The sequence below is a fragment of the Escherichia sp. MAL-1 genome (assembly GCF_052948035.1).
On the sequence record NZ_CM129609.1, the window covers coordinates 2,054,708 to 2,079,481 of the forward strand.

Here is a 24,774-nt window from a genome sequence, read left to right on the forward strand (position 1 = left end):
CTATATGATAACCTCATCAACATCTATTAAACCCCTCTCAGTGACTTCAGAAAGCGACTGTATAGCCTCTGTAACATTCTCTGAGGGGTCTTCTGTTATAGGTAAGTCAATTACCTTACCGTTGTGAAAAGTCACTTTACAGCGACGTTTAGCAGTATTTAAAATGACCTCTTTAACAGCACTTTTGATTATCAGTTGTGCTTCAATCCTTCCCGCCTTTGTAGTCAAGTCACAATCAGACAAACAACCAACATCAATAGATTTAAGGCGTTGTGTCTCCTTCTCGATATCCGCATTAACCTGTGATAGCTCACCTTTTAACTGTTTTAGTTTGCTGGTAATAGCGGACAAGTCTTCAATTTCAAGTGATAGCTGTACCAGCTTTTCAATATTGCTTGAGATGTGTTCACGGTGTAGCTTCAGTGTGTCTATGGTATTCGTCATATCGCTATCAAATCGGTCTATACGGGATAGCAGGGCAAGCAATGTACCATCGGTTTGCTTACGTGAAAGTCCTTTAGCACTACAACGGTTTTCATTACGAAGAGGACAACGATAAATCCCGTTTCTTGTATCGCTAAAGCCTGTGATAATCAAAGCATGACCACATTCAGAACAACGGATAACACCTTTAAAGAGATTCACACTCAATGGTTTATCTGAAGCAGGTTTTCTACCGTAACGAGAATATGATAGTTGCTGGACTTTGTAGAAATCAGTCTCAGGGATGATAGGGGGGAAATAACCAGCTATCTCCTCACAGCCTTTAGGTGTGAAGTAACCAATTACAGAGCGATTTTTCAGAAGGTCTTGCACTGAGGTTTGACCAAACTTACCTGCTTTGTACTGGTTAAGTGTCTGGTGACCTTCATCATTAAGAGTCCTGACAATCTCCCAAATAGACTTACCCTCTAACCGTAATTGAAAGCATCTCCTCACAGTTTCTACCTTCTCAGGTATCACAGAGAAGGTCTTACGGTCATCATTAAGCTTAAGCCATGCAGGACAACGCTTAGAAATCTTGATACCAGCTTTAGCAGCTTCTTTCTTTGCATCCCATGCAGCTTGTATACGCTCAGCCTTACGCAGACTCTCTTCATGTGCTCTTTGCATAATCAAGATGGACTTAATCAGAGCTAACGGGTCTTTTAAACTTTCTCGTGTGTAATGTTCACCATCGCTCAGTGTGACTATATCGACACCAGCCCTTAAGATACGACGTAATAGCTCAGAAGCAATATCAATATCCTGACGTGAGAGACGGTCAAGAGATTCTATCAAGAGCGTATCACCAGCTTTAACAAGCCCTTTCTCGATAGCGGTTAAAAAGTCACCTAAGCCACCTTTCAAGTGCTTACCAGTGAATCCACTCACACCTAAATCACGAAAAGATAAATCTTGGTCAAGGTAGTACTCAGGATGAGCCTTAAGCCAGTCATTAACCATCTTAGACTGTCTGCGTAGTGAGTCGCCTTTGGCTTGTCGCTCAGAACTGAATCTGATGTAGCTGATTACACGTTTCATTCTTTACCACCATAAAAACTAATAGCGCGATTGTATCGCTTTAGGTGGTGTATTTAAACGTGTCTGATGAAAATCACCCGATTAACGCCGCGCTGATGTAAACCGCGATTAAGCGTTTGTTCCTCTTCTCCTTTGGCGAAAAACTGTGGATGGCGGACTTCCACGCCATAATTAAATTCGCCAGGAAGAGAATCGAGAAAATGCCAAAGCGCAGGCAGCTCCCGTGGGCCGAATGTGGCAGGCAGTTGCAGCCAGTATTGCCCAATGCGCGGAGCCAACGGTGACATGCGGGTCAAAAATTCAGTCACTAAATCATCGCAATGCCGTAATGCTGCCTGATGCGAAATGGTCGCCGGAAACTTAAAACAGAAGCGGAAGTCATCTGTGGTCTGCTCACGCCAGCGCAGGACAACCTCGGGTTTCGGCAGGGCGTAAAGCGTGGTGTTGCCCTCCACGCAGTTAAAGTGGCGGGCATACTCTTCAAGGCTGGTGATCCCCAACCGCACCCATTTAGGATGCGACCATTGCGGTAGACCGATGTAAATCATAACGCGTTGAGGATCTCTTCCACGCTACGCACACGGGCGATGCGCGGGTAGATATGGTTGATACTGTTATTGTGCTGCTCGGCGCTGGCGGCACTACAGGCGTCTTCGGCAATCACCAGATTAAAGCCAAGTTCCCAGGCATTGCGGGCGGTGGATTTAACACCGATATTGGTCGAGATCCCACATAACACTATTGTATCGATACCTCGGCGGCGTAATTGCAACTCCAGATCCGTACCGTAAAACGCACCCCATTGACGTTTGATGATTTCGATATCGCTGTCGGTTGCACCTAATGCAGCAGGATGTTGCCACCAATTTTCGGGCAACACTTTAGCCGGTGAGGGCGCATCGACCGGCTGTTTTAATGCTTCAGCGTAATCGGCAGACCAGCCAACGCGCACCAGAAACACGGGCTGACCGCTGGCGCGAAATTTCGCCGCCAGCTTCCCGGCGCGATTAACTACCTCATCGGCAGTATGTGGACCACCGGCAAAAGGTAAGATGCCTTCTTGTAAATCGATCACCACCAGCGCAGTGGTTTTAGCATTAAGTTCAAGCATAATGACTCCTGAAAAAACAAAATCGTGCCTCACACCTTAATGCGATTAGCCGATGGCGGAACGACAAATTTTGTTAATTTTTATGAGTTCGGGCAACACCTTTATAGCAAACTGGCGTAGAGTCTGATTTCAGGCCCGATATAAAGTGGTAACGAGGCGTTCCAGCGCGGGCCAGGCTCTTACGGTGCGGCAGAATTTCCAGTATAATAGCCGCCTTTTTTCATTCAGTTGTGACATACAGCTAACGCTGCGACTTGGTCACCTGCGCAGCAGGGGGCATCCGCCGGCAGCTAAGTTAAGGGATATCTCATGCGTACAGAATATTGTGGACAGCTCCGTTTGTCCCACGTGGGGCAGCAGGTGACTCTGTGTGGTTGGGTCAACCGTCGTCGTGATCTTGGTAGCCTGATCTTCATCGATATGCGCGACCGCGAAGGTATCGTGCAGGTATTTTTCGATCCGGATCGTGCGGACGCGTTAAAGCTGGCCTCTGAACTGCGTAATGAGTTCTGCATTCAGGTCACGGGCACCGTACGTGCGCGTGACGAAAAAAATATTAACCGCGATATGGCGACCGGCGAAATCGAAGTGCTGGCGTCCTCGCTGACTATCATCAACCGCGCAGATGTTCTGCCGCTTGACTCTAACCACGTCAACACCGAAGAAGCGCGTCTGAAATACCGCTACCTCGACCTGCGTCGTCCGGAAATGGCTCAGCGCCTGAAAACCCGCGCTAAAATCACCAGCCTGGTGCGCCGTTTTATGGATGACCACGGCTTCCTCGACATCGAAACTCCGATGCTGACCAAAGCCACGCCGGAAGGCGCGCGTGACTACCTGGTGCCTTCTCGTGTGCACAAAGGTAAATTCTACGCACTGCCGCAATCCCCGCAGTTGTTCAAACAGCTGCTGATGATGTCCGGTTTTGACCGTTACTATCAGATCGTTAAATGCTTCCGTGACGAAGACCTGCGTGCTGACCGTCAGCCTGAATTTACTCAGATCGATGTGGAAACTTCTTTCATGACCGCGCCGCAAGTGCGTGAAGTGATGGAAGCGCTGGTGCGTCATCTGTGGCTGGAAGTGAAGGGTGTGGATCTGGGCGATTTCCCGGTAATGACCTTTGCGGAAGCAGAACGCCGTTATGGTTCTGATAAACCGGATCTGCGTAACCCGATGGAACTGACTGACGTTGCTGATCTGCTGAAATCTGTTGAGTTTGCTGTATTTGCAGGTCCGGCGAACGATCCGAAAGGTCGCGTAGCGGCTCTGCGCGTTCCGGGCGGCGCATCGCTGACCCGTAAGCAGATCGACGAATACGGTAACTTCGTTAAAATCTACGGCGCGAAAGGTCTGGCTTACATCAAAGTTAACGAACGCGCGAAAGGTCTGGAAGGTATCAACAGCCCGGTAGCGAAGTTCCTTAATGCAGAAATCATCGAAGACATCCTGGATCGTACTGCCGCGCAAGATGGCGATATGATTTTCTTCGGTGCCGACAACAAGAAAATTGTTGCCGACGCGATGGGTGCACTGCGCCTGAAAGTGGGTAAAGACCTTGGTCTGACCGACGAAAGCAAATGGGCACCGCTGTGGGTTATCGACTTCCCGATGTTTGAAGACGACGGTGAAGGCGGCCTGACGGCAATGCACCATCCGTTCACCTCACCGAAAGATATGACGGCTGCAGAACTGAAAGCTGCACCGGAAAATGCGGTGGCGAACGCTTACGATATGGTCATCAATGGTTACGAAGTGGGCGGTGGTTCAGTACGTATCCATAATGGTGATATGCAGCAGACGGTGTTTGGTATTCTGGGTATCAACGAAGAGGAACAGCGCGAGAAATTCGGCTTCCTGCTCGACGCCCTGAAATACGGTACTCCGCCGCACGCAGGTCTGGCATTCGGTCTTGACCGTCTGACCATGCTGCTGACTGGCACCGACAATATCCGTGACGTTATCGCCTTCCCGAAAACCACGGCGGCAGCGTGTCTGATGACTGAAGCACCGAGCTTTGCTAACCCGACTGCACTGGCTGAGCTGAGCATTCAGGTTGTGAAGAAGGCTGAGAATAACTGATATGACTCAAATACACGAAATCATTCGCGTTGCATCAAGGCGGCAACTGAGTGAACTCCCATGAGCATAGATAACTATGTGAATGGGATGAGCGAAGGCAGTCAACGAAGAGGCAGCGTGAAGGATAAAGTGTATAAGCGTCCCGTTTCGATCTTAGTGGTCATCTACGCACAAGATACGAAACGGGTGCTGATGTTGCAGCGGCGTGATGACCCCGATTTCTGGCAGTCGGTAACCGGCAGCGTGGAAGAGGGTGAAACCGCGCCGCAAGCTGCCATGCGCGAAGTAAAGGAAGAGGTCACCATTGATGTTGTCGCTGAACAACTGACCTTAATTGACTGTCAGCGCACGGTAGAGTTTGAAATTTTTTCACATTTACGTCATCGCTATGCGCCGGGCGTGACGCGTAATACGGAATCATGGTTCTGTCTTGCGCTCCCGCACGAACGCCAGGTAGTCTTCACTGAACATCTGGCTTACAAGTGGCTTGATGCGCCTGCTGCCGCGGCGCTCACTAAGTCCTGGAGCAACCGGCAGGCGATTGAACAGTTTGTAATTAACGCTGCCTGAACAGGCAGGGCTATCTGGAGATATTTTTATGGCAGGTCATAGTAAATGGGCCAACACCAGACATCGTAAAGCTGCGCAGGATGCTAAGCGCGGTAAAATCTTCACTAAAATCATTCGTGAGCTGGTAACCGCGGCTAAGCTGGGCGGTGGCGATCCGGACGCTAACCCGCGTCTGCGTGCAGCGGTGGATAAAGCACTGTCTAACAACATGACCCGTGACACTCTGAACCGCGCAATTGCACGTGGTGTGGGCGGTGATGATGATGCGAACATGGAAACCATCATCTACGAAGGTTACGGTCCTGGCGGCACGGCAATCATGATTGAATGTCTGTCTGACAACCGCAACCGTACCGTTGCTGAAGTGCGTCATGCATTCAGCAAATGTGGCGGTAACCTCGGTACTGATGGTTCCGTAGCCTATCTGTTCAGCAAAAAAGGCGTCATCTCCTTCGAGAAAGGCGATGAAGACACCATCATGGAAGCAGCACTGGAAGCAGGTGCTGAAGACGTTGTGACCTATGATGACGGCGCGATTGATGTCTACACTGCATGGGAAGAAATGGGTAAAGTGCGCGACGCTCTGGAAGCGGCAGGTCTGAAAGCAGACAGCGCGGAAGTTTCCATGATCCCGTCTACCAAAGCTGATATGGATGCAGAAACCGCACCGAAACTGATGCGTCTGATCGATATGCTGGAAGATTGCGACGACGTGCAGGAAGTTTACCATAACGGTGAAATCTCTGATGAGGTCGCAGCGACTCTCTGATGAGGCCTGCTAAACAGCAAAACGGAGACGCGTGATGGCTATTATTCTCGGCATTGATCCGGGTTCGCGCGTGACCGGCTACGGCGTCATCCGCCAGGTAGGTAGGCAACTGTCCTACCTGGGTAGCGGATGCATACGCACCAAAGTGGATGATTTACCGTCTCGTCTGAAACTCATCTATGCGGGCGTGACGGAAATCATCACCCAGTTCCAGCCTGATTATTTCGCCATTGAACAAGTCTTTATGGCAAAGAATGCTGACTCAGCCCTGAAACTGGGCCAGGCGCGCGGCGTGGCGATTGTGGCGGCGGTGAATCAGGAGTTGCCAGTATTTGAATACGCGGCACGTCAGGTAAAGCAAACGGTGGTAGGTATTGGTAGTGCCGAAAAAAGCCAGGTGCAGCATATGGTCCGCACCTTGCTGAAACTGCCCGCTAATCCACAGGCGGATGCCGCCGATGCGCTGGCGATTGCCATCACCCACTGCCACGTTAGTCAGAATGCGATGCAGATGAGCGAATCGCGGCTGAACCTGGCGAGAGGGCGACTGCGTTAAGTTATACCGCCTCGGTCAGTTCCGGCTGAGGCGTTTCCACTCCCTCCGCATGAATCAACACCAAACCCGGATGATGCCACAAACTGGCTGGCGTGACGGTTTTACGCTCCCACGGAATAGAACCCAGGAACCAGAATTTCCAGAAAGTGAGTTTTGCATTCGGATTGCTATTTAACAATTCTCCAAACGTCTCTATTTCACCCACCGGAATACATAGCGCTTCTTTATAAATATCAAAAACAAATTTTGAACAGAACTGGCGCGAAGATTCGTATTTAAAACCGGTGTGGTAAAGTTTGCGTAGCCGGGAGGGAACCTGTTCAACAATTCGTTGTTTTTGTTGTTCTGTCAGCCCAGCGTCTAATCGCTTTATAGCATAGCGTTGATTAGAAGAACGTTTAATAAAACGAGATAGCGTGGTGATGGTTGAAAGGGGGACCCGGCTTTCTGCAACCAGGAAGTCTTCACCGTTATGACCGATAATGATCCCGACGTGATTACTCCAACAATTTGATGCAGCTGATATTTGACCAAATAAGGCAGCACCTATACATGTAAAGGCGATATCTCCAATTTCATATTCAGCAGGGTAATTAATATTCACGTTGTCATTCCATTGAAATAGATACGAATATACGTAATAGCATAAAAAATTTATTTTTTCAGGAGGCGCAATGTATATTTTTATTACGCATTTTTTCACTGAATATGTAATATTAAAATATTTGCTTCCAAAATAACCTATAGAATAAATTATACTGTGCCATTTTTCAGATCATCGAGACACCTCGCAAGTTTTCTTCATCCTTCGCTGGATATCTATCCAGCATTTTTTTATCATACAGCATTATCTTTGATTCATTACGCAGGAGCGTCATGTGATAGGCAGACTCAGAGGCATCATCATTGAAAAACAACCCCCGCTGGTGTTAATTGAAGTGGGCGGCGTAGGCTATGAAGTGCATATGCCGATGACCTGTTTTTATGAACTCCCTGAAGCGGGACAGGAAGCGATCGTTTTCACCCACTTTGTGGTGCGTGAAGACGCGCAGCTGCTGTACGGTTTTAACAATAAACAAGAGCGCACGTTGTTCAAAGAGTTGATCAAAACCAACGGCGTCGGCCCGAAGTTGGCGCTGGCGATCCTCTCCGGAATGTCAGCGCAGCAGTTCGTTAATGCCGTTGAGCGTGAAGAAGTGGGGGCGCTGGTGAAACTGCCGGGTATTGGCAAAAAAACCGCCGAACGCTTGATTGTTGAAATGAAAGACCGATTTAAAGGTCTGCATGGCGATCTCTTTACGCCAGCCGCCGACCTGGTACTCACATCACCTGCCAGCCCGGCAACCGACGATGCTGAACAGGAAGCGGTTGCCGCGCTGGTGGCGCTGGGCTATAAACCACAAGAAGCAAGCCGCATGGTGAGCAAAATCGCTCGCCCTGACGCCAGCAGTGAAACATTAATTCGCGAAGCCCTACGCGCCGCGTTATGAGGTAAAGGATGATTGAAGCAGACCGTCTGATTTCTGCCGGTACCACTTTGCCGGAAGATGTGGCAGATCGCGCCATTCGCCCTAAATTACTGGAAGAGTATGTTGGTCAGCCGCAGGTTCGTTCACAGATGGAGATTTTCATCAAAGCAGCGAAACTGCGCGGCGATGCCCTCGATCATCTGTTGATTTTTGGTCCTCCGGGGTTGGGTAAAACTACGCTTGCCAACATTGTCGCCAATGAAATGGGCGTTAATTTACGCACGACTTCTGGTCCGGTGCTGGAAAAGGCGGGCGATCTGGCAGCGATGCTCACTAACCTTGAACCGCATGACGTGCTGTTTATTGATGAGATCCACCGTCTATCGCCAGTTGTTGAAGAAGTGCTGTACCCGGCAATGGAAGACTACCAACTGGATATCATGATTGGTGAAGGTCCGGCGGCACGCTCCATTAAAATTGATTTGCCGCCGTTTACCCTGATTGGTGCAACCACGCGCGCAGGTTCGCTGACATCACCGTTGCGCGACCGTTTTGGGATTGTGCAACGTCTGGAGTTTTATCAGGTGCCGGATCTGCAATATATCGTCAGTCGCAGCGCACGCTTTATGGGGCTTGAGATGAGTGATGACGGGGCGCTGGAAGTTGCTCGTCGCGCTCGCGGTACGCCGCGCATTGCCAACCGTCTGCTGCGTCGAGTGCGTGATTTCGCCGAAGTGAAGCACGATGGCACCATCTCGGCAGATATCGCTGCTCAGGCGTTGGATATGTTGAATGTCGATGCTGAAGGTTTCGATTATATGGACCGCAAGTTATTGCTGGCGGTAATCGATAAGTTCTTTGGTGGGCCGGTAGGTCTGGATAACCTTGCGGCAGCCATTGGCGAAGAACGTGAAACCATTGAGGATGTGCTGGAACCTTATTTGATTCAGCAAGGCTTTTTGCAGCGTACACCGCGTGGGCGTATGGCGACGACGCGGGCGTGGAATCACTTTGGCATAACGCCGCCAGAAATGCCGTAAGTCGGATTGGTCGCTCGCACCGCATCCGAAATTGGCAGTGTGCCTGATGCGACGCTATTCGCGTCTTATCCGGCCTACCAGAGATAGCGAACCGTAGCTCGGATAAGGCGCTCGCGACGCATCCGACATTGGCAGTGTGCCTGATGCGACGCTATTCGCGTCTTATCCGGCCTACGAGAGATAGCGAACCGTAGGTCAGATAAGGCGCTCGCACCGCATCCGACATTGGCAGTGTGCCTGATGCGACGCTGTTCGCGTCTTATCAGGCCAGCCAGAGATAGCGAACCGTAGGTCGGATAAGGCGCTCGCGCCGCATCCGACAAATGTGTTCAGCGATAGATTAGCTGGCCTGCTTTTTCATCATACTGAGAATAAATAACAGTGCCGCACATAGCACCACCGACGGACCCGCCGGCGTATCGTAAACCGCGGAAAAGGTTAAACCGCCAGTCACTGCCACCATCCCCACCAAAACAGCGACACCAGCCATCTGTTCCGGCGTGCGGGCAAAGCGACGCGCAGTAGCAGCAGGAATAATCAGCAACGAAGTAATAATCAACGCACCGACAAATTTCATCGCTACACCAATCGTCAATGCCGTCACCAGCATCAACAACAATTTCACTCGCTGTAATTTCACACCATCAACAAACGCCAGATCCGGGCTTATCGTCATTGACAGCAAATTGCGCCATTGCCAGAACAAAATAGCCACCACGATGACCACGCCAATCGCAATAGAGATGAGATCTTCTGGCGTCACTGCCAGCAAATCACCGAACAGGTAAGCCATCAAATCAACACGAATATTAGACATCAGACTCACGACCACCAGGCCCAGCGACAGGGCACTGTGCGCCATAATCCCTAATAACGTGTCGATCGCCAGCTGTGGACGCTTCTCCAGCCATACCAGACCGCCCGCCAGCAGCAGCGTAACGGCAATCACCGCATAGAATGGATTCACGTCCAGCAACAAACCAAACGCGACGCCAAGTAATGAGGCATGAGCCAGCGTATCACCGAAATAAGACATACGACGCCAGACTACAAACGAACCCAGCGGACCCGCGGCACAGGCGAGCATGATCCCGGCTAACCAACCGGGAAATAATAATTCAATCATGAGCGATCATTTCCCCGACGCAAAACAATTCGTCCCTGTAAATCGTGACGATGGTTATGATGATGGCGATAGATACCCAGTTGTTCAGCACCACGAGGACCAAACATTGAAATAAACTCCGGATGCAGGGAAACAACTTCCGGTGTGCCGGAACAACAAATGTGGTGATTCAGGCACAGCACTTCATCGGTTTTTGCCATCACCAGATGCAGATCGTGAGAAACCATTAAAACGCCACAATCCAGTTCACGACGCAGTTGGTCAATAAGGTCATATAACGCCACCTGGCCATTTACATCCACGCCTTGAGTGGGTTCATCCAGCACTAATAATTGCGGGCGATTTAACAATGCTCGCGCTAATAGTACACGCTGCGTTTCGCCACCAGAGAGCTTTTGCATCGGTGCGTTAATCAGGTGCCCGGCCTGGACACGTTTCAGTGCAGGCAAAATATCTTCTTTATGTGTACCAGGGCGTAAGCGTAAAAAACGGTTTACGGTCAGTGGCAACGTGGTGTCGAGATACAGCTTCTGCGGTACATAGCCGATGCGCAGTTTTCCGTTGCGCTTGATAACCCCTTCATCGGGTGTTACCAGCCCGAGCACTACCCGTACCAGTGTCGACTTACCTGCGCCATTTGGCCCAAGTAAAGTCAAAATTTTTCCAGGTTTAAGTTCCAGCGACACATCAGAGAGGACGCGGCGTTGGCCAAAAGAAACCGAGACATTTTCCAGGGAAACCAGACTTGTCATGTTAATTTTAGTCTTGCAGTAGTCATGAAATGTTATAATATCACACTTCTCATATTCATTACGATGATTGGTCGCATTATGTTACATAAAAAAACGCTTCTTTTCGCAGCATTATCCGCCGCTCTCTGGGGAGGTGCAACACAGGCCGCAGATGCCGCCGTTGTCGCTTCGCTTAAACCCGTTGGGTTCATCGCTTCTGCCATTGCTGATGGTGTAACAGAAACGGAGGTTTTACTGCCTGACGGCGCTTCTGAACATGATTATTCACTGCGTCCATCGGATGTAAAACGCTTACAGAACGCGGACTTAGTCGTTTGGGTTGGCCCGGAGATGGAAGCGTTTATGCAAAAACCGGTAAGCAAATTACCAGAAGCGAAGCAGGTAACGATTGCGCAGCTTGAAGATGTGAAACCGCTACTGATGAAAAGTATTCACGGCGATGATGATGATCACGACCACGCGGAAAAAAGTGACGAAGATCACCATCACGGCGATTTCAACATGCATCTTTGGCTTTCCCCAGAGATAGCGCGGGCTACAGCGGTTGCAATCCATGGAAAATTAGTGGAACTTATGCCGCAAAGTCGAGCCAAACTTGACGCCAACCTGAAGGATTTTGAGGCACAATTAGCCTCAACCGAAACGCAGGTTGGTAACGAGCTCGCGCCGCTCAAGGGGAAAGGTTATTTCGTTTTTCACGATGCTTACGGCTATTTCGAAAAACAGTTTGGACTGACACCGCTTGGTCATTTTACCGTTAACCCTGAGATTCAACCTGGCGCGCAGCGTTTACATGAAATAAGAACACAGTTGGTTGAGCAAAAAGCAACCTGCGTTTTTGCTGAGCCACAGTTCAGGCCAGCGGTCGTTGAGAGCGTCGCACGAGGGACATCCGTTCGTATGGGAACGTTGGATCCCCTGGGGACGAATATCAAACTGGGTAAAACAAGCTATTCAGAATTCCTGAGTCAATTAGCCAACCAGTATGCGAGCTGCCTGAAAGGAGATTAATGAGGAAGTGATTACGTGCAACAGATAGCCCGCTCTGTCGCCCTGGCGTTTAATAATTTACCGCGACCACACCGCGTTATGTTGGGGTCGCTCACCGTTCTTACTCTGGCCGTCGCTGTCTGGCGGCCTTATGTTTATCACCGTGATGCCACGCCAATTGTCAAAACCATTGAGCTGGAACAGAACGAAATTCGTTCGCTCTTACCTGAAGCCAGTGAGCCGATTGATCAAGCTGCACAAGAAGATGAAGCCATTCCCCAGGACGAACTGGATGACAAAATCGCCGGTGAAGCGGGCGTGCATGAATATGTTGTTTCCACTGGCGATACGCTAAGCAGCATTCTCAATCAGTATGGTATTGATATGGGTGATATCACCCAACTGGCTGCGGCCGACAAAGAATTGCGTAACCTGAAAATCGGTCAACAACTCTCCTGGACATTAACCGCGGACGGCGAACTGCAGCGCCTCACCTGGGAAGTGTCTCGTCGTGAAACCCGAACCTATGACCGTACTGCCGCTAACGGTTTTAAAATGACCAGCGAAATGCAGCAAGGAGAGTGGGTTAACAATCTGCTGAAAGGTACCGTCGGGGGAAGCTTTGTTGCCAGCGCCAGAAACGCCGGTTTAACCAGCGCCGAAGTGAGCGCAGTGATTAAAGCCATGCAGTGGCAAATGGATTTCCGCAAACTGAAAAAAGGCGATGAATTTGCGGTGTTAATGTCTCGAGAAATGCTTGATGGTAAACGTGAGCAAAGCCAGCTGCTGGGCGTACGTTTGCGTTCAGAAGGTAAAGATTATTACGCTATCCGCGCTGAAGATGGCAAATTCTACGATCGTAACGGTACTGGTCTGGCGAAAGGATTCTTGCGATTCCCGACGGCGAAACAGTTCCGTATCTCGTCTAACTTTAACCCGCGTCGTACTAATCCGGTGACCGGTCGCGTTGCACCACACAGAGGTGTTGATTTCGCCATGCCGCAGGGTACGCCAGTGCTTTCAGTGGGTGACGGTGAAGTGGTGGTTGCCAAACGCAGTGGCGCAGCAGGTTATTATGTGGCTATTCGTCATGGTCGCAGCTACACCACGCGTTATATGCACTTGCGCAAGATTCTGGTGAAACCGGGACAGAAGGTGAAACGTGGCGACCGTATCGCGCTTTCCGGTAATACCGGACGTTCAACCGGGCCGCATCTGCACTATGAAGTATGGATAAACCAGCAGGCCGTAAACCCGCTGACGGCAAAACTGCCGCGTACCGAAGGGCTGACCGGCTCCGATCGTCGCGAATTCCTGGCGCAGGCCAAAGAGATTGTGCCGCAGCTACGGTTTGATTAATTAACATCCATTCGCAGCCGGTACGCAGTCAGTACCGGCTTTTTTTATTTGGTGCGGGGCAAGTTGCGCCGCTACACTATCACCAGATTGATTTTTGCCTTATCCGAAACTGGAAAAGCATGGAAACGAAAAAAAATAATAGCGAATACATTCCTGAGTTTGATAAATCCTTTCGCCACCCGCGCTACTGGGGAGCATGGCTGGGCGTAGCAGCGATGGCGGGTATCGCTTTAACGCCGCCAAAGTTCCGTGATCCCATTCTGGCACGGCTGGGACGTTTTGCCGGACGACTGGGAAAAAGCTCACGCCGTCGTGCGTTAATCAATCTGTCGCTCTGCTTTCCAGAACGTAGTGAAGCTGAACGCGAAGCGATTGTTGATGAGATGTTTGCCACCGCGCCGCAAGCGATGGCAATGATGGCTGAGTTGGCAATACGCGGGCCGGAGAAAATTCAGCCGCGCGTTGACTGGCAAGGGCTGGAGATCATCGAAGAGATGCGGCGTAATAACGAGAAAGTTATCTTTCTGGTGCCGCACGGTTGGGCCGTCGATATTCCTGCCATGCTGATGGCCTCGCAAGGGCAGAAAATGGCAGCGATGTTCCATAATCAGGGCAACCCGGTTTTTGATTATGTCTGGAACACGGTGCGTCGTCGCTTTGGCGGTCGTCTGCATGCGAGAAATGACGGTATTAAACCATTCATCCAGTCGGTACGTCAGGGGTACTGGGGATATTATTTACCCGATCAGGATCATGGCCCAGAGCACAGCGAATTTGTGGATTTCTTTGCCACCTATAAAGCGACGTTGCCCGCGATTGGTCGTTTGATGAAAGTGTGCCGTGCGCGCGTTGTACCGCTGTTTCCGATTTATGATGGCAAGACGCATCGTCTGACGATTCAGGTGCGCCCACCGATGGATGATCTGTTAGAGGCGGATGATCATACGATTGCGCGGCGGATGAATGAAGAAGTCGAGATTTTTGTTGGTCCGCGACCAGAACAATACACCTGGATACTAAAATTGCTGAAAACTCGCAAACCGGGCGAAATCCAGCCGTATAAGCGCAAAGATCTTTATCCCATCAAATAAAAAAGCCTCTCGCGAGGAGAGGCCTTCGCCTGATGATAAGTTCAAGTTTGCTTCAGAATATTCGAAATCTGTTGAACTATCATTGAACTGTAGGCCGGATGTGGCGTTTTCGCCGCATCCGGCAACGTACTTACTCTACCGTTAAAATACGCGTGGTATTAGTAGAACCCACGGTACTCATCACGTCGCCCTGGGTGACAATCACCAGGTCACCAGACATCAAGTAACCTTTATCGCGCAGCAGATTAACCGCTTCGCTGGCAGCTGCTACGCCGTCATTAGCGCTATCAAAGTGCACCGGCGTAACGCCACGATAGAGAGCAGTCAGGTTCAGCGTACGTTCATGGCGCGACATGGCGAAAATTGGCAGACCAGAGCTGATACGGGAGGTCATCAGCGCGGTACGACCCGATTCGGTCATGGTGATGATCGCCGTAACGCCTTTCAGGTGGTTAGCTGCGTACATTGCTGACATGGCAATAGCTTCTTCCACATTGTCGAACTGAACGTCCAGACGGTGTTTAGAAACGTTGATGCTCGGGATTTTTTCCGCACCCAGGCAAACGCGCGCCATGGCTGCAACGGTTTCTGACGGATACTGCCCAGCGGCAGTTTCTGCAGACAGCATCACAGCGTCAGTACCATCCAGAACGGCGTTTGCTACGTCCATGACTTCTGCACGCGTCGGCATCGGGTTAGTAATCATTGACTCCATCATCTGGGTCGCCGTGATTACCGCTCGGTTTAGCTGACGCGCACGACGGATCAACGCTTTCTGAATGCCGACCAGTTCCGGGTCGCCAATTTCCACACCGAGGTCGCCACGTGCAACCATTACCACGTCAGAGGCGAGGATGATGTCATCCATTGCATCCTGGCTGCAAACGGCTTCCGCACGTTCAACCTTGGCAACAATTTTCGCATCACATCCTGCATCGCGTGCCAGGCGACGGGCATAGTTCAGATCTTCGCCACAGCGTGGGAAGGAGACAGCCAGGTAATCTACGCCAATCAACGCCGCAGTCTTAATGTCTGCTTTGTCTTTTTCGGTCAGCGCTTCAGCCGACAAACCGCCGCCAAGTTTGTTGATACCTTTATTGTTGGAGAGGGGACCACCGACGGTGACTTCGGTGAACACTTTCATGCCCTGAACTTCCAGTACTTTTAACTGGACGCGACCATCGTCCAGCAGCAGGATGTCACCAGGCACGACGTCAGCAGGCAGGCCTTTGTAGTCGATACCGACTTTTTCTTTGTCGCCTTCACCTTTACCCAGGTTGGCGTCGAGCAGGAATTTATCCCCAATATTGAGGAAAACTTTGCCTTCTTTAAAGGTGGATACACGGATTTTGGGCCCCTGGAGGTCACCCAGAATAGCCACATGACGCCCCAGTTTTGCGGCAATCTCACGAACTTTATCCGCGCGCATTTTGTGATCTTCAGGCGAGCCGTGAGAAAAGTTCATACGTACAACGTTGGCACCCGCCGCGATAACTTTTTCAAGATTATTATCGCGATCTGTTGCTGGGCCTAACGTGGTAACGATTTTTGTTCTGCGAAGCCTTCTGGACATGTAATACTCCGTTGACTGAAACAACCAGGTGTTGCTTGAACATGAAATCCGAATGAAATAACGCCGCGATGGCGATAAATTAATCTCATTCGGATGTCGTATAAGATTAGGACAGTGACAGTCGTTTTTAGCGATCGTCACTTAAATTAAGTAACTGCTTATCAAAACGCGATTCCTTCAGCGCTTCCTTGACCCGCTTCAAGTTATCTCTGAATTTTGCACCGCGTCGCAAAGTAAATCCTGTCGCCAGCACATCTATCACGGTCAGCTGTGCAAGTCGAGAAACCATGGGCATATAAATGTCAGTATCTTCCGGTACGTCGAGGGTAATTGCCAGCGTTGCTTCCCGGGCGAGCGGGGTACCCGCAGAGGTGAGGGCAATCACCATTGCGTCGTTTTCGCGAGCCAGCTGCGCCAGCTCGACCAGATTTTTTGTTCTTCCAGTGTGAGAAATCAGCACCACCACGTCTCCGTCGCTACAATTCATACAACTCATGCGTTGCAGCACAATATCATCGGAGTACACCACCGGAACATTAAAACGAAAGAACTTATTCATCGCATCGTGGGCAACGGCGGCTGAAGAGCCTAATCCGAAAAAGGCGATTTTTTTTGCCTGAGTGAGCAAGTCGACGGCGCGGTTGATGGCAGATTTATCCAGTGAATGACGGACATGATCGAGCGTTGCCATTGCGGACTCAAATATTTTCCCTGTGTATGATTCAACGCTGTCATCTTCATTGACGTTGCGATTAACATAGGGAGTGCCATTCGCCAGACTCTGTGCCAGATGAAGTTTAAAATCAGGAAAACCGCGCGTGTCCATGCTGCGACAGAAACGATTCACCGTCGGTTCGCTAACATTGGCTTCCAGTGCCATAGCAGCAATACTCGAATGGATCGCGTTATCGGGCGAAGCCAGAATGACCTCGGCAACTTTGCGCTCTGATTTGCTCAAATGTTCCAGCTGAGACTGGATTTTTTCCAGCATATTCATGATGTAAAGAGACTCACGGGTAATGACGATTTCCGCACTGAAAGAAATCGAAATGCAGTTTTGTCAGATATTACGCCTGTGTGCCGTGTTAATGACAAAAGCAGATAAAAAAGTTGTTATTTTTTTTCATAACATGATCAGTGTCAGATTTTTACCGAATGGAAAACGATGATTTTTTTATCAGTTTTGCCGCACTTTGCGCGCTTTTCCCGTAATCGCACGGGTGGATAAGCGTTTACAGTTTTCGCAAGCTCGTAAAAGCAGTACAGTGCACCGTAAGAAAATTACAAGTATACCCTGGCTTAAGTACCGGGTTAGTTAACTTAAGGAGAATGACATGGCGGTAACGCAAACAGCCCAGGCCTGTGACCTGGTCATTTTCGGCGCGAAAGGCGACCTTGCGCGTCGTAAATTGCTGCCTTCCCTGTATCAACTGGAAAAAGCCGGTCAGCTCAACCCGGACACCCGGATTATCGGCGTAGGGCGTGCTGACTGGGATAAAGCGGCGTATACCAAAGTTGTCCGCGAGGCGCTCGAAACTTTCATGAAAGAAACCATTGATGAAGGTTTATGGGACACCCTGAGTGCACGTCTGGATTTTTGTAATCTCGATGTCAATGACACTGCTGCATTCAACCGTCTCGGCGCGATGCTGGATCAAAAAAATCGTATCACCATTAACTACTTTGCCATGCCGCCCAGCACTTTTGGCGCAATTTGCAAAGGGCTTGGCGAGGCAAAACTGAATGCTAAACCGGCACGCGTAGTCATGGAGAAACCGCTGGGGACGTCGCTGGCGACCTCGCAGGAAATCAATGATCAGGTTGGCGAATACTTCGAGGAGTGCCAGGTTTACCGTATCGACCACTATCTTGGTAAAGAAACGGTGCTGAACCTGTTGGCGCTGCGTTTTGCTAACTCCCTGTTTGTGAATAACTGGGACAATCGCACCATTGATCATGTTGAGATTACCGTGGCAGAAGAAGTGGGGATCGAAGGGCGCTGGGGCTATTTTGATAAAGCCGGTCAGATGCGCGATATGATCCAAAACCACCTGCTGCAAATTCTCTGCATGATTGCGATGTCTCCGCCATCTGACCTGAGCGCAGACAGCATCCGCGATGAAAAAGTGAAAGTACTGAAGTCCCTGCGCCGCATCGACCGCTCCAACGTACGCGAAAAAACCGTACGTGGGCAATATACTGCGGGCTTCGCCCAGGGCAAAAAAGTGCCGGGATATCTGGAAGAAGAGGGCGCGAACAAGAGCAGCAATACAGAAACCTTCGTGGCGATCCGCGTCGACATTGATAACTGGCGCTGGGCCGGTGTGCCATTCTACCTGCGTACTGGTAAACGTCTGCCGACCAAATGTTCTGAAGTCGTGGTCTATTTCAAAACACCTGAACTGAATCTGTTTAAAGAGTCGTGGCAGGATCTGCCGCAGAATAAACTGACTATCCGTCTGCAACCTGATGAAGGCGTGGATATCCAGGTACTGAATAAAGTTCCTGGCCTTGACCACAAACATAACCTGCAAATCACCAAGCTGGATCTGAGCTATTCAGAAACCTTTAATCAGACGCATCTGGCGGATGCCTATGAACGTCTGCTGCTGGAAACCATGCGTGGTATTCAGGCACTGTTTGTACGTCGTGATGAAGTGGAAGAAGCCTGGAAATGGGTAGACTCCATTACTGAGGCGTGGGCGATGGACAATGATGCGCCGAAACCGTATCAGGCCGGAACCTGGGGACCCGTTGCCTCGGTGGCGATGATTACCCGTGATGGTCGTTCCTGGAATGAGTTTGAGTAATATCTGCGCTTATCCTTTATGGCTATTTTACCGGTAACATGATCTTGCGCAGATTGTAGAACAATTTTTACACTTTCAGGCCTCGTGCGGATTCACCCACGAGGCTTTTTTTATTACACTGACTGAAACGTTTTTGCCCTATGAGCTCCGGTTACAGGCGTTTCACTCATAAATCCTCTGAATGAAACGCGTTGTGAATCATCCTGCTCTGACAACTCAATTTCAGGAGCCTTTATGAATCCACAATTGTTACGCGTAACAAATCGAATCATTGAACGTTCTCGCGAGACTCGCTCTGCTTATCTCGGCCGGATAGAACAAGCGAAAACGTCGACCGTTCATCGTTCGCAGTTGGCATGCGGTAACCTGGCACACGGTTTCGCTGCCTGCCAGCCAGAAGACAAAGCCTCTTTGAAAAGCATGTTGCGTAACAATATCGCCATCATCACCTCCTATAACGACATGCTCTCCGCGCACCAGCCTTATGAACACTATCCAGAAATCATTCGTAAAGCCCTGCATGAAGCGAATGCGGTTGGTCAGGTTGCGGGTGGTGTTCCGGCGATGTGTGATGGTGTCACCCAGGGGCAGGATGGAATGGAATTGTCGCTGTTAAGCCGAGAAGTGATTGCGATGTCTGCGGCGGTGGGGCTGTCCCATAACATGTTTGATGGTGCTCTGTTCCTCGGTGTATGCGACAAGATTGTCCCAGGTCTGACGATGGCAGCCCTGTCGTTTGGTCATTTGCCTGCGGTGTTTGTGCCGTCTGGACCGATGGCAAGCGGTTTGCCAAATAAAGAAAAAGTGCGTATTCGCCAGCTTTATGCCGAAGGTAAAGTGGACCGCATGGCCTTACTGGAGTCAGAGGCCGCGTCTTACCATGCGCCGGGAACATGTACTTTCTACGGTACTGCCAACACCAACCAGATGGTGGTGGAGTTTATGGGGATGCAGTTGCCAGGCTCTTCTTTTGTTCATCCGGATTCTCCGCTGCGCGATGCTTTGACCGCTGCCGCTGCGCGTCAGGTTACACGCATGACCGGTAATGGTAATGAATGGATGCCGATCGGTAAGATGATCGATGAGAAAGTGGTGGTGAACGGTATCGTTGCACTGCTGGCGACCGGTGGTTCCACTAACCACACCATGCACCTGGTGGCGATGGCGCGCGCGGCCGGTATTCAGATTAACTGGGATGACTTCTCTGACCTTTCTGATGTTGTACCGCTGATGGCACGTCTCTACCCGAACGGTCCGGCCGATATTAACCACTTCCAGGCGGCAGGTGGCGTACCGGTTCTGGTGCGTGAACTGCTCAAAGCAGGCCTGCTGCATGAAGATGTCAATACGGTGGCAGGCTTTGGTCTGTCTCGTTATACCCTTGAACCATGGCTGAATAATGGTGAACTGGACTGGCGGAAAGGGGCGGAAAAATCACTCGACAGCAATGTGATCGCTTCCTTCGAACAACCTTTCTCTCATCATGGTGGGACAAAAGTGTTAAGCGGTAACCTGGGCCGTGCGGTTATGAAAACCTCTGCCGTGCCGGTTGAGAACCAGGTGATTGAAGCGCCAGCGGTTGTTTTTGAAAGCCAGCATGACGTTATGCCGGCCTTTGAAGCGGGTTTGCTGGACCGCGATTGTGTCGTTGTTGTCCGTCATCAGGGGCCAAAAGCGAACGGAATGCCAGAATTACATAAACTCATGCCGCCACTTGGTGTATTATTGGACCGGTGTTTCAAAATTGCGTTAGTTACCGATGGACGACTCTCCGGCGCTTCAGGTAAAGTGCCGTCAGCTATCCACGTAACACCAGAAGCCTACGATGGCGGGCTGCTGGCAAAAGTGCGCGACGGGGACATCATTCGTGTGAATGGACAGACAGGCGAACTGACGCTGCTGGTAGACGAAGCGGAACTGGCTGCTCGCGAACCGCACATTCCTGACCTGAGCGCGTCACGCGTGGGGACAGGACGTGAATTATTCAGCGCCTTGCGTGAAAAACTGTCCGGTGCCGAACAGGGCGCAACCTGTATCACTTTTTAAGACGACAAATTTGTAATCAGGCGAGAGAAAACTCTGATGAAAAACTGGAAAACAAGTGCAGAATCAATCCTGACCACCGGCCCGGTTGTACCGGTTATCGTGGTAAAAAAACTGGAACACGCAGTGCCGATGGCAAAAGCGTTGGTTGCTGGTGGGGTGCGCGTTCTGGAAGTGACTCTGCGTACCGAGTGTGCAGTTGATGCTATCCGTGCTATCGCCAAAGAAGTGCCTGAAGCGATTGTGGGTGCCGGTACGGTGCTGAATCCACAGCAGCTGGCAGAAGTCACTGAAGCGGGTGCACAGTTCGCAATTAGCCCGGGTCTGACCGAGCCGCTGCTGAAAGCTGCTACCGAAGGGACTATTCCTCTGATTCCGGGGATCAGCACTGTTTCCGAACTGATGCTGGGTATGGACTACGGTTTGAAAGAGTTCAAATTCTTCCCGGCTGAAGCTAACGGCGGCGTGAAAGCCCTGCAGGCGATCGCGGGTCCGTTCTCCCAGGTCCGTTTCTGCCCGACGGGTGGTATTTCTCCGGCTAACTACCGTGACTACCTGGCGCTGAAAAGCGTGCTGTGCATCGGTGGTTCCTGGCTGGTTCCGGCAGATGCGCTGGAAGCGGGCGATTACGACCGCATTACTAAGCTGGCGCGTGAAGCTGTAGAAGGCGCTAAGCTGTAAAAGTCAAAATGCCCGATCGAGGATCGGGCATTTTTGTAGCGTTTTTTTGCCGGGTTTAACCCTGTACTTTTACCTGTCCGGCGGCGTGCTTCGCGCGCTCAATGGCGTCAACAACACTCTCAGCGGTCGCCAGCGCAACACCCAGACGACGGTTGCCATCAATTTCCGGCTTACCAAATAAACGAATCTGCAAATCTGCGCCTACGGCATTCTGCACATTATCAAACGTGACATTCTGACTGGTCAGTTGTGGCAGAATAACGGCAGAAGCTGCAGGACCATACTGACGGATCCCGCCAACCGGAAGTCCGAGGAAGGCACGTACATGCAGGGCAAACTCTGAGAGATCTTGAGAAATTAACGTCACCATCCCGGTATCATGTGGACGAGGGGAGACCTCACTGAAAATCACCTCATCACCACAGACAAACAGCTCGACACCAAACAGACCATAACCGCCCAGTGCCAGCACCACTTTACGGGCAATCTCCTGCGCACGTTCAAGGGCAAGCGGGCTCATTTGCTGTGGTTGCCAGGATTCACGGTAGTCGCCATCTTCCTGGCGATGACCTACCGGTGCACAGAAATGGACGCCATCCACCGCGCTGACGGTTAGCAAGGTAATTTCGAAGTCAAACTTAACGACGCCTTCAACAATTACGCGGCCCGCTCCGGCGCGACCGCCTTGCTGAGCGTACTTCCATGCCTGAGCAAGTTGCTCTGCAGAACGAATAAACGTCTGCCCCTTGCCGGAAGAGCTCATCACCGGTTTTACAATGCAGGGATAGCCAATGTCAGCAACCGCCTCGCGGAAAAGGCTTTCGCTATCGGCAAAACGATAAGTGGAAGTGGGCAGCTGCAGCTCTTCTGCCGCCAGGCGACGGATACCCTCGCGATTCATCGTTAATTTCGTTGCGCGAGCGCAGGGGACAACATTCAGTCCTTCCTCTTCAAGTTGGATCAGCATATCGGTGGCAATAGCTTCGATCTCCGGCACGATATAATGTGGTTTTTCCAGTTCAACCACACGGCGTAATGCATCACCATCAAGCATATTAATGATATGGGAGCGATGCGCGACATGCATGGCTGGTGCGTCGGCATAGCGATCGACGGCAATCACCTCTACGCCGAGACGCTGACACTCGATTGCCACTTCTTTACCCAGTTCACCGGAGCCTAATAACATCACGCGAGTTGCTGCCGGACGCAGCGCAGTGCCTAATAACGTCATAACGAATATCCCCTGATTAATTCCGCGCGCAGTATAAACGAAAACGTTTGCGCGTGTCTTTATTGCTGATGTTGATTTCTCAACCGAAAAGAAATATACTGTATAAAATCACAGTTATTATGAGAGGCTGCAAATGGCGGTTGAAGTTAAATACGTAGTCATTCGTGAGGGCGAAGAGAAAATGTCGTTTACCAGCAAAAAGGAAGCCGATGCTTATGATAAAATGCTTGATACGGCGGATCTGCTTGACACCTGGCTGACAAATTCTCCAGTGCAAATGGAAGACGAGCAACGTGAAGCCCTTTCGCTATGGCTGGCAGAACAAAAAGATGTGCTGAGCACCATTCTGAAAACCGGCAAATTACCGTCCCCACAGGTCGTCGGTGCTGAATCCGAAGAGGAAGATGCCTCACACGCGGCCTGAAGCAACTTGCGCTCCTGACAATTTGTACCATGCTTTCTCCTGAATCATTGTGCTATGGAGAAAAACATGAAAAAAAGAGGGGCGTTTTTAGGGCTGTTGTTGGTTTCTGCCTGCGCATCAGTTTTCGCTGCCAATAATGAAACCAGCAAGTCGGTCACTTTCCCAAAGTGTGAAGGTCTGGATGCTGCCGGAATTGCCGCGAGCGTAAAACGTGATTATCAACAAAATCGCGTGGCGCGCTGGGCAGATGATCAAAAAATTGTCGGTCAGGCCGATCCCGTGGCTTGGGTCAGTTTGCAGGACATTCAGGGTAAAGATGATAAATGGTCAGTACCGCTAACCGTGCGTGGTAAAAGTGCCGATATTCATTACCAGGTCAGCGTGGACTGCAAAGCGGGAATGGCGGAATATCAGCGGCGTTAATGGCTTCTGATAATTCGATTGACCGTTGGCGGATGCGGCGCGAGTGCCTTGTCCGCCCCAGAACGCACCACAATCGTAGGCCTGAGAAGACGCAACAGCGTCGCATCGGGCAATCAGCATCAAACAATGCCACTCAAAACGACAAACTACTTTCACCTAAAATACCCTTATCACCTGATATACAGTAAATACCTTACCTGGCGCGAATTTCTTTGAATAACGGCCTACCGCCCCGCTTATTTGCGCATCTTTTGTCTCGATATACATTTTCTGACATCCTCATCCGCTATGCTACAGGCACTAAAAATGGTTATTGAGGAGCAAATATGGCTAACTGGTTAAATCAACTGCAATCCCTGCTTGGGCAAAGCAGTTCTTCTACCTCCTCGTCTGCGGATCAGGGATTGGGCAAACTGTTAGTGCCAGGCGCATTAGGCGGACTGGCTGGGCTGCTGGTCGCAAATAAATCAGCACGTAAACTTCTTACGAAATATGGCACCAACGCGTTACTGGTTGGCGGCGGAGCGGTAGCGGGTACGGTGCTGTGGAATAAATACAAAGATAAAATTCGCGCGGCGCATCAGGACGAACCGCAGTTTGGCGCGCAAAGTACGCCGCTGGATGAGCGTACAGAACGTTTGATCCTTGCGCTGGTCTTTGCCGCTAAAAGTGATGGTCATATTGATGCCAAAGAACGTGCGGCAATCGACCAGCAATTGCGTGAAGCCGGCGTGGAAGAGCAGGGACGTGTACTCATTGAGCAGGCAATCGAACAACCGCTGGATCCACAACGCCTGGCTACCGGGGTCCGCAATGAAGAAGAGGCGCTGGAAATCTATTTCCTGAGTTGCGCGGCTATTGATATTGACCATTTTATGGAACGCAGTTACCTGAATGCACTGGGTGACGCGCTGAAAATCCCCCAGGATGTTCGTGACGGCATTGAACGCGATCTCGAACAGCAAAAACGCACTTTGGCGGAATAATTCCGCTCTCTGGATAGCCTGAAGTTGACTATTTCGGGCTATCCAGAACCGCACAGCCATTTGAACAGGCTGATTTTCTCTGTCTGCATAACATTCGATATCCGCGCCATTACCTGTCATCATCTAAGCAATGACGACCCTGTTTCGCTTGCATCCCCGGT

24 protein-coding genes and 1 pseudogene are annotated in these 24,774 nt (G+C 50.6%); 16 read left to right on the plus strand and 9 right to left on the minus strand.

Translation table 11 applies throughout. From position 1 onward, the window contains the following. From ACU8XX_RS09970 to ACU8XX_RS09980, 3 genes and pseudogenes are all read right to left on the minus strand, one after another. A complete protein-coding gene (locus tag ACU8XX_RS09970) occupies positions 1–1,524 on the minus strand; it encodes a recombinase family protein (RefSeq protein ID WP_063121891.1) in 1,524 nt (507 codons plus the stop codon). Positions 1,525–1,595: 71 nt separating this feature from the next. Beyond that, positions 1,596–2,072: pseudogene (locus tag ACU8XX_RS09975) on the minus strand (DUF72 domain-containing protein); the annotation flags it as partial. Beyond that, positions 2,069–2,635, minus strand: a complete 567-nt coding sequence (locus ACU8XX_RS09980; RefSeq protein ID WP_240765484.1) for a hydrolase — start codon at positions 2,633–2,635, stop codon at positions 2,069–2,071. The gene ACU8XX_RS09980 and the pseudogene ACU8XX_RS09975, both read right to left, overlap by 4 nt. Before the next feature lie 309 nt (positions 2,636–2,944). On the opposite strand from ACU8XX_RS09980, the gene aspS reads away from it, so the two are divergent. The 4 genes from aspS (at position 2,945) to ruvC (ending at position 6,612) form a co-directional block, all read left to right on the plus strand. Further along, on the plus strand, positions 2,945–4,717 hold the full coding sequence (gene aspS / locus ACU8XX_RS09985) for an aspartate--tRNA ligase (RefSeq protein WP_001258678.1): 1,773 nt from the start codon (positions 2,945–2,947) through the stop codon (positions 4,715–4,717). A 117-nt stretch (positions 4,718–4,834) separates the two neighbouring features. After that, positions 4,835–5,287: a dihydroneopterin triphosphate diphosphatase gene (gene nudB, locus ACU8XX_RS09990; protein ID WP_001308712.1), complete on the plus strand. Its 453-nt coding sequence runs from the start codon at positions 4,835–4,837 to the stop codon at positions 5,285–5,287. 28 nt (positions 5,288–5,315) lie between these two features. After that, positions 5,316–6,056 carry a YebC/PmpR family DNA-binding transcriptional regulator gene (locus ACU8XX_RS09995; protein WP_000907248.1) on the plus strand — a complete coding sequence of 247 codons (741 nt, stop codon included), beginning with the start codon at positions 5,316–5,318 and terminating at the stop codon, positions 6,054–6,056. A 34-nt stretch (positions 6,057–6,090) separates the two neighbouring features. After that, the gene (gene ruvC / locus ACU8XX_RS10000; protein WP_001295503.1) at positions 6,091–6,612 is read left to right on the plus strand and encodes a crossover junction endodeoxyribonuclease RuvC; all 522 of its coding nucleotides are present in this window, start codon (positions 6,091–6,093) and stop codon (positions 6,610–6,612) included. 1 nt (position 6,613) lies between these two features. Here the strand turns inward: ruvC and ACU8XX_RS10005 are convergent, their stop codons facing one another. After that, entirely contained in the window at positions 6,614–7,216 is a 603-nt protein-coding gene (locus tag ACU8XX_RS10005) for a YebB family permuted papain-like enzyme (protein ID WP_001024907.1), read from the minus strand. Positions 7,217–7,286: 70 nt separating this feature from the next. Here ACU8XX_RS10005 and yobI point away from each other — a divergent pair, with 70 nt between their 5' ends. From yobI to ruvB, 3 genes are all read left to right on the plus strand, one after another. Then, complete coding sequence (gene yobI / locus ACU8XX_RS10010; RefSeq protein WP_072094247.1) at positions 7,287–7,352, plus strand: stress response small protein YobI; 66 nt, start codon at positions 7,287–7,289, stop codon at positions 7,350–7,352. A gap of 138 nt (positions 7,353–7,490) precedes the next feature. Next, positions 7,491–8,102 carry a Holliday junction branch migration protein RuvA gene (gene ruvA, locus ACU8XX_RS10015; protein WP_000580323.1) on the plus strand — a complete coding sequence of 204 codons (612 nt, stop codon included), beginning with the start codon at positions 7,491–7,493 and terminating at the stop codon, positions 8,100–8,102. 8 nt (positions 8,103–8,110) lie between these two features. Beyond that, positions 8,111–9,121 (plus strand): Holliday junction branch migration DNA helicase RuvB, encoded by a 1,011-nt coding sequence (ruvB, locus tag ACU8XX_RS10020; RefSeq protein ID WP_000568519.1) that lies wholly within the window; start codon positions 8,111–8,113, stop codon positions 9,119–9,121. Positions 9,122–9,461: 340 nt separating this feature from the next. On the opposite strand, the gene znuB is transcribed toward ruvB, so the two are convergent. Together znuB and znuC are read right to left on the minus strand one after the other, a co-directional pair. Next, positions 9,462–10,247: a zinc ABC transporter permease subunit ZnuB gene (gene znuB / locus ACU8XX_RS10025; RefSeq protein ID WP_000571480.1), complete on the minus strand. Its 786-nt coding sequence runs from the start codon at positions 10,245–10,247 to the stop codon at positions 9,462–9,464. After that, positions 10,244–10,999, minus strand: a complete 756-nt coding sequence (gene znuC / locus ACU8XX_RS10030; protein WP_000202996.1) for a zinc ABC transporter ATP-binding protein ZnuC — start codon at positions 10,997–10,999, stop codon at positions 10,244–10,246. Before znuC ends, znuB begins: the two co-directional genes overlap by 4 nt. 78 nt (positions 11,000–11,077) lie before the next feature. Here znuC and znuA point away from each other — a divergent pair, with 78 nt between their 5' ends. The 3 genes from znuA (at position 11,078) to lpxM (ending at position 14,439) form a co-directional block, all read left to right on the plus strand. Then, positions 11,078–12,010, plus strand: coding sequence for a zinc ABC transporter substrate-binding protein ZnuA (znuA, locus tag ACU8XX_RS10035; protein WP_001342995.1), 933 nt, complete (start codon positions 11,078–11,080; stop codon positions 12,008–12,010). Between the two features lie 15 nt (positions 12,011–12,025). Next, positions 12,026–13,348 carry a murein DD-endopeptidase MepM gene (gene mepM / locus ACU8XX_RS10040; protein ID WP_001184045.1) on the plus strand — a complete coding sequence of 441 codons (1,323 nt, stop codon included), beginning with the start codon at positions 12,026–12,028 and terminating at the stop codon, positions 13,346–13,348. 119 nt (positions 13,349–13,467) lie between these two features. Beyond that, the gene (lpxM, locus tag ACU8XX_RS10045; RefSeq protein ID WP_000448381.1) at positions 13,468–14,439 is read left to right on the plus strand and encodes a lauroyl-Kdo(2)-lipid IV(A) myristoyltransferase; all 972 of its coding nucleotides are present in this window, start codon (positions 13,468–13,470) and stop codon (positions 14,437–14,439) included. 130 nt (positions 14,440–14,569) lie between these two features. On the opposite strand, the gene pyk is transcribed toward lpxM, so the two are convergent. Then, positions 14,570–16,012, minus strand: a complete 1,443-nt coding sequence (pyk, locus tag ACU8XX_RS10050) for a pyruvate kinase (RefSeq protein ID WP_000091148.1) — start codon at positions 16,010–16,012, stop codon at positions 14,570–14,572. A 127-nt stretch (positions 16,013–16,139) separates the two neighbouring features. Continuing rightward, positions 16,140–17,009: a DNA-binding transcriptional regulator HexR gene (hexR, locus tag ACU8XX_RS10055; protein ID WP_001056706.1), complete on the minus strand. Its 870-nt coding sequence runs from the start codon at positions 17,007–17,009 to the stop codon at positions 16,140–16,142. A gap of 337 nt (positions 17,010–17,346) precedes the next feature. Between hexR and zwf the strand changes: the two genes are divergently transcribed. From zwf to kdgA, 3 genes are all read left to right on the plus strand, one after another. Next, positions 17,347–18,822: a glucose-6-phosphate dehydrogenase gene (gene zwf, locus ACU8XX_RS10060; RefSeq protein ID WP_000301720.1), complete on the plus strand. Its 1,476-nt coding sequence runs from the start codon at positions 17,347–17,349 to the stop codon at positions 18,820–18,822. Positions 18,823–19,056: 234 nt separating this feature from the next. Beyond that, positions 19,057–20,868, plus strand: coding sequence for a phosphogluconate dehydratase (gene edd / locus ACU8XX_RS10065; protein WP_112033980.1), 1,812 nt, complete (start codon positions 19,057–19,059; stop codon positions 20,866–20,868). A 36-nt stretch (positions 20,869–20,904) separates the two neighbouring features. After that, on the plus strand, positions 20,905–21,546 hold the full coding sequence (kdgA, locus tag ACU8XX_RS10070) for a bifunctional 4-hydroxy-2-oxoglutarate aldolase/2-dehydro-3-deoxy-phosphogluconate aldolase (RefSeq protein WP_000800512.1): 642 nt from the start codon (positions 20,905–20,907) through the stop codon (positions 21,544–21,546). A gap of 55 nt (positions 21,547–21,601) precedes the next feature. Here kdgA and purT read toward each other — a convergent pair whose 3' ends face one another. Then, positions 21,602–22,780: a formate-dependent phosphoribosylglycinamide formyltransferase gene (purT, locus tag ACU8XX_RS10075; protein WP_004016280.1), complete on the minus strand. Its 1,179-nt coding sequence runs from the start codon at positions 22,778–22,780 to the stop codon at positions 21,602–21,604. 133 nt (positions 22,781–22,913) lie between these two features. Here purT and yebG point away from each other — a divergent pair, with 133 nt between their 5' ends. From yebG to ACU8XX_RS10090, 3 genes are all read left to right on the plus strand, one after another. Further along, positions 22,914–23,204 (plus strand): DNA damage-inducible protein YebG, encoded by a 291-nt coding sequence (yebG, locus tag ACU8XX_RS10080; protein ID WP_000257738.1) that lies wholly within the window; start codon positions 22,914–22,916, stop codon positions 23,202–23,204. A 66-nt stretch (positions 23,205–23,270) separates the two neighbouring features. Next, complete coding sequence (yebF, locus tag ACU8XX_RS10085) at positions 23,271–23,627, plus strand: protein YebF (RefSeq protein ID WP_001295500.1); 357 nt, start codon at positions 23,271–23,273, stop codon at positions 23,625–23,627. A gap of 326 nt (positions 23,628–23,953) precedes the next feature. Further along, positions 23,954–24,613 carry a tellurite resistance TerB family protein gene (locus ACU8XX_RS10090; RefSeq protein WP_000024745.1) on the plus strand — a complete coding sequence of 220 codons (660 nt, stop codon included), beginning with the start codon at positions 23,954–23,956 and terminating at the stop codon, positions 24,611–24,613. Positions 24,614–24,774: the final 161 nt, after the last annotated feature.